Source organism: uncultured Acetatifactor sp., from assembly GCF_948601915.1.
In the GTDB taxonomy this organism is placed as follows: domain Bacteria; phylum Bacillota; class Clostridia; order Lachnospirales; family Lachnospiraceae; genus Acetatifactor.
Genome location: NZ_CAPDXS010000011.1, coordinates 44,471 through 53,285, shown reverse-complemented (window position 1 = coordinate 53,285; position 8,815 = coordinate 44,471). Strand labels below are relative to the sequence as shown.

Sequence of the window (8,815 nt, the reverse complement as noted above, 5' to 3'; positions counted from 1 at the left end):
ACGAGATCAGATCTGGTGACTGGAGTTCAGACGTGTGCTCTTCCGATCTTGGAATGACCACAGCTTCGCCCACCTGCCCAAGCACCCCGGCAGCCTGAAGACCCTTGAGGAGGCCAGGCGTTTCCTGAATTCCTACGACGACGGCATCCGGTACACCGACGACAATATCGGGAAGATCATGGACTGGATGAAGGAGAACGGACTGTACGACGACGACCTGGCAATCATCATCACCGCGGATCACGGGGAAGATCTGGGGGAATTCGGCGTGTATGCCGAGCATGGCATGGCGGACGATCCCGTGTGCCGCATCCCTCTGATCGTGCGCTGGCCGGGGATGCGCAAGGGAGCGGTGGTGAAGGGCTTCCATGACAATACGGACCTGGCCCCTACCGTGCAGGAGCTCCTGGGCACCTCCATGGCTACCTGGGACGGCTTCCGCTATGACGGTGTCTCCTTTGCGAAAGCCTTAAAGGACGGCACGGACTGCTCCAAGCCCTATGCGGTGCTGACTCAGTGTGCCCATGTGTGCCAGAGGAGCGTGCGCTTTGACGATTACATCTATATCCGCACCATCCATGGCGGCTACCACCTGCTGCCGGAGGAGATGCTGTTCCATGTGAAGGACGATCCCCATGAGCTCCACAATCTGGCGCCGGAAAGGCCCGACCTTTGCGCCAGGGGGGCGAAGATGATCCTGGACTGGACGGAGCAGATGATGAAATCTTCCAGGTCGGATACGGATCCCATGTGGACGGTGATGCGGGAAGGCGGGCCGGAGCACTGCAGGGGAGAGCTGCGCAGGTACATGGAACGCATCGACGGCACGCCCCGGGCCTACGGCATCCCGCTCCTGGAGGAGCAGTACGGGACTCCCGGCCCTAAGAATGGCTTTCAATCGTATCTTTGATATCCTGCATATGGGTGTCCAGGACGGAGCTCAGCTTTGCGCATTCGTAGAGCTGGGCTTCTGTCTTTGCGATGACTTCCGGCGGCAGGTCCTTTTTATAGCGCAGCTGGTGTTCCAGGTTCGCCCAGAATTCCATGGCGATGGTGCGCAGCTGCACCTCCACCTTCATGAGCCGCTTTTCGTCCTGCAGGAAGATGGGGACCTCCACGATGAGATGGAGGCTGCGGTAGCCGTTGGGCTTGGGATTCTCGATATAATCCTTGCGCCGGATCAGCCGGATGTCGTCCTGCTGCAGGAGACAGTCCGCCAGCATATAGATGTCGTCTATGAAGGAACAGATCACCCGGACGCCGGCGATGTCGAAGATATTCTCCGCGATGGCTTCCAGCGTAAAGGGCAGGTTCTTCCGCACCATCTTGTCCAGGATGCTCTCGGGGGACTTCAGGCGGTTCTGGATGGCATCGATGGGGTTGCGGTCATGGTGCAGGGAGAAGCGCTCGTTCAGGACGCGGAACTTCGTCTCGATCTCCATGATGGCGCAGCGGTAGCAGGACATCAGGTCCCTGGAGCTGGCGTTGAGTCGCTGGAAGGCCTGGATAGTCTCCTGGTCCAGGGCTTCTATCAGCTTTTCTGGGAAGAGCTGCCTTGGTTCTTTTGTATCCATAAGAGTTCATTCCTTTCTGAGTCGATTTTACGCCGCTTAATTGCGCCCTGCCCTAAGCCTTTTTATCTGTTCTTCCGCATCTGTCCTTGGCGTATTATAATAAAGCAATTTCTCCTCCATTGTCATGTACTTTGTAACTTCGTAATTATGCTCACGGATCTTGTGTATATCCTCAATCGTAAAATCCGGGCTGATTTCCAATGTATACGCCATTATTCGCCACCTCCCAACAGTACAGACGGGTTCATGATATCAATGTCTTTATAGCTTTCAAGATGCGTAATTGCCCTGACACCCTTGATAGTCTTTATATTTACAATATGCTTAAAATTCCACGATATTATACAATCACACCCATGCACTACAGCAGTTGCTATATGCTGACAATCGTCGAAGCTTTTCGGCGTCAGTATGCTCATGGCTATAATCTGGTTTGCGACTTTGAGAACTTCGTCTGTAATTTCCAGTTTCGTATAAGAAATCTTGCTCAAATATTCATACAGCACCGTTCTTTTTGGCTCACGGCATTCACCTACCTCGTCAAGTGTTACCTGCGACAGGCATATATCATACTTTTCAGCTTCAAATTGCTTCCAAAGCGCCAATGTGTCTTTCATCCGCTCTGGAGTGTCTTCCTGCTGCAGATAACTTATGACCGATGTATCCAGATACACTTTTAATTTTCTGCCCATAGCACATCACCTCCCTTTCCAGATATTTTAGCATAGTTTCCCCGCCTTAACAATCCGTGGCCGCACATTTTATGGAGGAGAGGCCAGCCACCTCTTTTTTTGGAAAAAAGGTTGAGGTGGATGCGGCGGGGATTTTCTGGTATGGTAGAAAGGAAGTGCGCGGGAAGGCAGCGCATGGAAGAGAGGATGCACGGAAGGAGGGAACCTTATGACCACACCCAAGCGTTTTGCGTAGCAGAGGCTATTGCAAATATAAGAGAATGAGGTAATAGCCTTTGCAGATCCGGAGGAACAGGATGCGCGGCAAAACTGCGCGCCTGTCTGTAAGAGGAGACGCAAAATGTGCTATTTGAATACAACTGAATATAGAATCATCCCCACATCAGGCTATCAGGTTCTGCGGAACTGCTCAGGCTGCGGCTGTAGGGCGGCCTATGAGAGCACCGGGAGCTTCCGCGTCAATGCAAACGGGAAGCGTATCGATGTCTGGCTGATCTACCGGTGCGGGAGCTGCGGACACACCTACAACCTGGCCATCTACGACAGGGTGAAGCCGGAGGACATCCCCAGGGAGGAGTACCGCCGCTTCCTGGAAAACGATGGGGAGACGGCTCTGCGGTACGGCATGGACAAAGGGATTTTCACGAAGAACAGGGCCGAGATAGATTGGGAGCATGTGGCCTATGGAATCCTGCCGATGGAGGTGCGGGAGAACCCGGAGAGCCGGGAACGCCCACAGAGCCAGGAAAATTCAGAGGGCCGGATAGGCCAAGGGCGGCAGGACGCTCTCCGGCAGGACCGGACGGGAAGCAGCCTGCTGACAATCCATAACCCCTGGGGCCTGAAAATCAGGACGGACAAGGCGGTGGCGGAAATCTGCCAGGTCTCCCGGAGCAAGGTCAGACAGCTTATAAAGGAAGGAAAGCTGGAGCTGCCGCAGGATTACGTGGGTAGTCGGATTGTGCTGGAGCTGGGCGGATGCACCATCCCGCAAACAGGGATTCCGAAAGCCACGGCATCCATGGACAGACTTTTGAAAGAGGAAGATGAGGAAAAATGAGCGAATTTGAAGACATTAAAAAATGGCTGGCCGACACCGCAGAGGAGCCTCTGGAGGAGATGGGGAGCTTCTTTGCGAAGCGCGTCAGCGGATACGAGGAGCACATGGCTGTCTGGCGGGACAGCTATCAGTGGATGGCCCGGCTGATTCCCGGGGAGGCGCGAAACCTCCTGGACATAGGCTGCGGCACCGGGCTGGAGCTGGACGCGATATTCCGGCTCCGCCCGGACATCAGTGTCACGGGCATCGACCTGGAGCCCGCTATGCTGGAGCGTCTGAAAGCCAAGCACAGGGACAGGGACATCCGATTGATTCAGGGGGACTATTTTCAGGTGCCCTTCGGGGAAAGCTGCTTCGACGCGGCGGTATCCTTTGAGACCCTGCACCACTTCAAGATGGAAGACAAAATAATCTTATTCCGGAAGCTGTATCAGGCCCTGAGGCCCGGCGGCTGTTACCTGGAGGCGGATTACATAGCGGAGTCGGAGGAGATGGAGACATGCCTTTTCGCGGAATACGCCCGCAGGCGGGAGAAGAGCGGAATCGGGGCGGATGTGTTCGTCCATTTCGACACGCCCCTGACATTAGAGCATGAGATGGGCCTTCTGCAGGAGGCAGGCTTCGCCGGCGTGGAATGCCTGGGGTATTCCAGCGACAGCCATACGCCCATGATCCGGGCGGTGAAATGAGCCGGGAGAGGAAAGGGACCGCGCGATTTGCGGAGAAAGGAAAAGTGCAGTTATGATAGAATATCGCAGACTGGAAGAAAAGGAAATCTGCCGGGAACTGTTCGGGCAGTTCATCCGCCGCCAGGAGGTAGGAAAATGCTGGCGGCGGGTAGACGGGGAGTGGGTCATAAGGGACGATCCCTTCGTGGACGACTGGACGGAGGAGGATTACCGGAAGCTGGTGGCATGCCTGCAAAATACTCTGGCCACTGGCGGCTTCGTGTACGCTGCTTTCCGGGACGGCGCCTTGAAGGGCTTTGCCTCCGTGGAGGCGGCGCTGTTCGGGGGAGAGCAGGGCTATCTGGATCTGTCCAGCATCCATGTGTCCCAGGACATGCGGGGCCAGGGAGTGGGCCGGGCGCTGTTCCTGGCGGCGAAGGGCTGGGCCAGGGAGAGGGGCGGGCGCAAGCTCTACATCTCCGCCCACTCCGCCGTGGAGAGCCAGGCCTTCTACAAGGCCATGGGCTGCGTGGAGGCGGAAGTGTACCACCAGGGGCATGTGGAAGAGGAGCCTTACGACTGCCAGTTGGAGTGCGGGCTGTAGTTATGGCTGGAAACTCCATCACCCCGATACGGAGGGCAGGCTCCCCAGATTGTTGCCCTCGGAGCTGTCGGGAACCGATTTCAGGTATTCCGTGTCGCCCCTGTGGGCCACGCCCACGCCCTTGATATGGCCGGATTTCGCCATCTGCACGCCTTCCTCCTTGCTGACGGTAGAGCCGTCGGAGAGCTGATAGCCGTCGATCCTGCCGCTGTGCTTTACGAGGCCCACGATTTCCTTGGCATCGGATTTGGGCTGAGGAATCTCGTCCAGGGTGTTCTTCGCCAGAGCGGCGGTGAATTTCGTATCGTTTGCTCTATCTTCCATAAATATATGACCATTCCTTTCTGTTCTGTGGCCTGCGAATCTGAGTCGCAGATTCTATGGCTTCAGGAATAGTATTGCCCGCCTGGCGGGGAAAATCCCTGCCAGCTTTCGCCAGATAATATTACAATGATATAGTCATCCTTTTACGGAGCCAAGTGTCATCCCGGTGACGAAATATTTCTGCAGGAAAGGGTAGAGGGCAAGGATCGGCAGCATGGCGATGACTACCTTGGCGGAATTCAGAGTCAGGTCCGACAGCTTCGATGCCTCCCGGAGCTGCTCCGGCGTCATGGTCTGGGGATCCAGCACTGCAGAAATCTGATAAATATAAGTCTGAAGCGGCTGCCTGTTCAGATCGTTGATATACAACAGGCCGTCGAAGTAGGCGTTCCAGTGCCCCACGAAAGCGAAGAGCAGCAGACAGGCCAGGGAGGGCATGCTCACCGGGATATAGACCCGGAACAGAATCTGCAGGGGATTCGCTCCGTCGATGGTGGCCGCCTCATTCAGCTCATAAGGCACATTGCGGAAGAAATTGATCAGGAGTACCATATTATAAATCGGAAGCGCACCCGGGAGGATCAGCGCCCAGATGGAATTCAGCAGCTTGAGGTTGCGGATCACCACGTACATCGGTATCATGCCGCCGGAAAAGAGCATGTTGGCCACGAAGAACCAGATGTAGGCCTTGCCCCGGCGGAACCGGTTCTCCGGCAGGCACAGCGGGTAGGCGGTAAGAACCAGCAGAAGCATGTTCAGGCTGCAGCCCAGCGCTGTCCTGATGACGGAGACGCCGAACGAAGTGAAAAAGCGGGTGTCGGCCAACAGCTTTTTGTAGGACTCCGTATTCAGGCCCGAGGGCAGCAGCCAGACTTTTCCTGCGGAGACAGCGGCATTGTTGCTGAAAGAAACGATTAGGGTATACCAAAGGGGATAAAAGCAGAACAGTGCGAAAAGAACCAAAATAAAAATGATAATAATACGTGATATAGTCAATCTGCTTCGCATGGCGGAGTTTCCTTTCTTTGTCCTTCTCTAAAAAATACGATAATCTGCAAATTTGGAGGCCAGCCAATAGGCGATTGCCATCAGAGTGATTCCGATGACGGACTTGAACAGTCCCACTGCCGAGCCGAGGCCGTAGTTGAAGCTGACCAGGCCTACCCGATAGACATAGGTATCGATGATGTCGCCTGTAGAATATACGAGTGCATTGTACATATTGAAGATCTGGTCGAAGCCGGCATCCAGCACACTGCCCAGGCTCAGGGTGGCCATCAGGACGATGATGGTGCGCAGACCCGGAAGGGTGACATGTATGGCCTGCTTCCAGCGTCCGGCACCGTCAATCGCGGCAGCCTCGTACAAGGCGGGGTCGATGGCCGTGATGGCTGACAGATATACGATGGCTCCGAAGCCGAACTCCTTGAGGGTCTCCGTGGCGATCATGACGATTGGGAACAGGGAGGGCGTGCCCAGGAACATGACGGATTCCTGCGCTCCGGACAGACGGAGGATTTGGTTGATCAGTCCGTCGGTGCCGAGCATGGAGCGCATGATCGTGGCGAAGATGACCCAGGAGATGAAATGGGGAAGATAGACTGCCGTCTGGATACATTTCTTCAGGCGTCTGCCTTTCAGCTCATTGAGGAGCAGGGCGAAAAGGATGGAGACCAAAGTACCGGCTGTTATCTTTCCCGCTGCGATCACCACTGTGTTGCGCAGGATGGCGAAGCTGTCCGGCAGGCTGAAGAACAGTTCAAAGTTTTCAAATCCCACCCAGGGGGAACCGAACCACCCTCTGCTGGGAATGAAATCCTGAAAGGCCAGGGCGATTCCCAGCCAGGTGCTGGTATTGAACAACAGGACAAATACGACTCCCGGCAGCAGCATCAGATGATAGGGAAGCTGGGAAAAACGGGTTTTCTTTTTCATAGACGGACTCCTTTCCAAAGAAGAAAAGGGATGACGCAAGCCGTATCCCTTTTCTGTGGTCTTTGCCGCGTCAGACGGCATGAAACGCATCTTTTATGAGGCATCGACAGCCTGCTGTACTTCTTCCGTGATATCCTGGCCGCCCTGTTCCAGATATTGGGTGACGAATTCATCAAAGTATTCGGAGATGCTCTTTCCGTCGGTGTCGCCCATCACCATTTTGGTATATGCCTCCAGTTCCAGCTTGTCCAGGAAGGTCTTGCGCTTTTCCATGGTGGAGGTGGTGCCGGAGTAGACGGAACGGACATACTCTACATTGGCATTATAGAGCGCCATCATGCCTACCGTATATCCCACGGAATTGGACCAGTCGGCCATGCTGTCGTAGGGATCTGCACTGTCGGCCACTACCTTGGCGGCCTGGGCCATGGCCTGGTTATAGACGGCTTCGGAGGGACAGCTCAGCTCCCCTACTTCTTCCAGAGTGATCTCCCCGGCTGCGTATCGGGTCGCCAGGAGGCCTGTCATGATGATAGCGTCTGCCGGAAGAGGATAGACAGACATGGGGATATAGATATTTTCGATAGGTGCGGTTTCCAGCTCTGTCTTGTAAGAGTCCAGGGTCATGCCGTGAATCAAATTGTTGAGCGCATAGAAGAAAATGGAAGGATCTTCGCAATTCTTGCTGACCACACCGATGCTGTAGCCCGCCGCATTGGGGGCGCCGCCGATGTAATTCTTGCCGCTTTCCCTGGGCAGGCGTAGGCGGCCCATTCCGCGGCGGGGTCATTGAGCACCGTATCTGTCAGGTAGGACCAGCTCAGCCACCAGGGGCCGAAGAACATGCCCGCCTTGCTGCCTGTCACGGCCTGCTTGTACATATCACCCGTCCAACTGCCGAAATCCTTGGGGATGATGCCTTCCTGATACCAGGCGTTGAGCAGCTCCAGGGTCTCTTCGGCTTCGGGCATGAGGGATCCATAGACTATGCTCCCGTCCTGCTCCACCCATTGTCCCGGGGCAGCGCCATAATTGGTGAAGATATCGCCCACGCTGCCTGTGCCCCCGTAAGCGGCATTGAAGGAAGTGAGGATGGGTAGGCCGTAAGTGTCGTCCTGGCCGTTGGCATCGGGGTCCTGTGTCATGAAGGCTTTGGCTATCTCCGCGATGTCGCCGATGCAGGCGGGTTCTTCCAGATTGAGCTTATCCAGCCAGTCTTTCCGCACCCAGAGCAGAGGATTGGAGTCTCCCAGGCCGTTTGCCTTAGGGATGCCATAGATCCTCCCGTTTTTGGTGACGGCCTTTAAGTCTGCGTCATCGGCGCTGGCCCACAGCTCTCTCCACCGGGGATCCAGCACGGTGTCGTAATATTCCGTCAGGTCAGCCAGCAGGTCTGCCTTGACCAACGCTTCATATTGGGAGTAGGATACCTCAAAGTAATCGGGGATGTCTCCCGAGGCGATCATCATATTCATTTTCTGCCCATAGGCGCTGCCTGAGGCGGACCATATCACTTCGGGCACCAGGCCGGTCAGGTTCGTGAACCATCTGGTCCAGTAATTGTCTTCCACAGTCTGGCCTTCCGGCATCACGTCTCCGGAGGACGTACCGACTATGGTAGTATAAGTGATTCCGTCGAATACCTTGAGATAGCCGCCGTCCTCTGCGGCAGGGCTGGCTGTGGCGTCGCTCTGGGAATCCGCAGCGCTGCCGCCGGATTCCGGGGCGGCATCAGGCGTTCCGGAAGAGGGGCCGGACTCTTTGGAACCCGGATTGGAAGTATCGGCATTGCCGCAGGCAGACGTGGTGAGGACCAGGGCTGCGGCCAATAACAGAGCAAGTGTCTTTCGCTTCATAGAGTGGAACCTCCTTTTTATGATGTCGTTATTATTGCACAATAACTTTCCCGTTTCCATAGATTTTTATATTCAGAATATTGAAAAAATCTCACACAGGCA

Annotated in this window: 12 protein-coding genes; 4 read left to right on the top strand and 8 right to left on the bottom strand. The window is 55.4% G+C overall.

All coding sequences use genetic code 11. The features are described 5' to 3' along the window. Window positions 1-881: 881 nt before the first annotated feature. Genes Q2B33_RS03355 through Q2B33_RS03345 form a run of 3 tightly spaced genes read right to left on the bottom strand, consistent with a single transcriptional unit; the run spans window position 882 to window position 2,266 of the window. Window positions 882-1,574 carry a GTP pyrophosphokinase family protein gene (locus Q2B33_RS03355; protein ID WP_296473394.1) on the bottom strand — a complete coding sequence of 231 codons (693 nt, stop codon included), beginning with the start codon at window positions 1,572-1,574 and terminating at the stop codon, window positions 882-884. A 36-nt stretch (window positions 1,575-1,610) separates the two neighbouring features. Further along, window positions 1,611-1,787, bottom strand: coding sequence for a hypothetical protein (locus Q2B33_RS03350; protein WP_296455773.1), 177 nt, complete (start codon window positions 1,785-1,787; stop codon window positions 1,611-1,613). After that, window positions 1,787-2,266 carry a type II toxin-antitoxin system VapC family toxin gene (locus Q2B33_RS03345; protein WP_296473393.1) on the bottom strand — a complete coding sequence of 160 codons (480 nt, stop codon included), beginning with the start codon at window positions 2,264-2,266 and terminating at the stop codon, window positions 1,787-1,789. The genes Q2B33_RS03350 and Q2B33_RS03345 overlap by 1 nt, the downstream gene beginning before the upstream one ends. A 141-nt stretch (window positions 2,267-2,407) precedes the next feature. Between Q2B33_RS03345 and Q2B33_RS03340 the strand changes: the two genes are divergently transcribed. From Q2B33_RS03340 to Q2B33_RS03325, 4 genes are all read left to right on the top strand, one after another. Further along, window positions 2,408-2,530, top strand: a complete 123-nt coding sequence (locus Q2B33_RS03340) for a hypothetical protein (protein WP_300898390.1) — start codon at window positions 2,408-2,410, stop codon at window positions 2,528-2,530. A gap of 76 nt (window positions 2,531-2,606) precedes the next feature. Then, window positions 2,607-3,326 (top strand): DUF1062 domain-containing protein, encoded by a 720-nt coding sequence (locus Q2B33_RS03335; protein WP_300791899.1) that lies wholly within the window; start codon window positions 2,607-2,609, stop codon window positions 3,324-3,326. Continuing rightward, a complete protein-coding gene (locus Q2B33_RS03330) occupies window positions 3,323-4,015 on the top strand; it encodes a class I SAM-dependent methyltransferase (RefSeq protein ID WP_300783979.1) in 693 nt (230 codons plus the stop codon). Before Q2B33_RS03335 ends, Q2B33_RS03330 begins: the two co-directional genes overlap by 4 nt. 52 nt (window positions 4,016-4,067) lie before the next feature. Then, a complete protein-coding gene (locus Q2B33_RS03325; RefSeq protein WP_296473388.1) occupies window positions 4,068-4,598 on the top strand; it encodes a GNAT family N-acetyltransferase in 531 nt (176 codons plus the stop codon). Between the two features lie 18 nt (window positions 4,599-4,616). On the opposite strand, the gene Q2B33_RS03320 is transcribed toward Q2B33_RS03325, so the two are convergent. From Q2B33_RS03320 to Q2B33_RS03300, 5 genes are all read right to left on the bottom strand, one after another. After that, window positions 4,617-4,922, bottom strand: a complete 306-nt coding sequence (locus Q2B33_RS03320; protein WP_300566385.1) for a DUF3892 domain-containing protein — start codon at window positions 4,920-4,922, stop codon at window positions 4,617-4,619. Window positions 4,923-5,057: 135 nt separating this feature from the next. Further along, entirely contained in the window at window positions 5,058-5,885 is an 828-nt protein-coding gene (locus Q2B33_RS03315; RefSeq protein WP_296455796.1) for a carbohydrate ABC transporter permease, read from the bottom strand. Between the two features lie 72 nt (window positions 5,886-5,957). Then, window positions 5,958-6,857: a sugar ABC transporter permease gene (locus Q2B33_RS03310; protein ID WP_296455798.1), complete on the bottom strand. Its 900-nt coding sequence runs from the start codon at window positions 6,855-6,857 to the stop codon at window positions 5,958-5,960. A gap of 93 nt (window positions 6,858-6,950) precedes the next feature. Beyond that, the gene (locus tag Q2B33_RS03305; protein WP_300822745.1) at window positions 6,951-7,496 is read right to left on the bottom strand and encodes a hypothetical protein; all 546 of its coding nucleotides are present in this window, start codon (window positions 7,494-7,496) and stop codon (window positions 6,951-6,953) included. Next, complete coding sequence (locus tag Q2B33_RS03300) at window positions 7,493-8,713, bottom strand: extracellular solute-binding protein (RefSeq protein WP_300822743.1); 1,221 nt, start codon at window positions 8,711-8,713, stop codon at window positions 7,493-7,495. Before Q2B33_RS03300 ends, Q2B33_RS03305 begins: the two co-directional genes overlap by 4 nt. Window positions 8,714-8,815 lie beyond the last annotated feature (102 nt).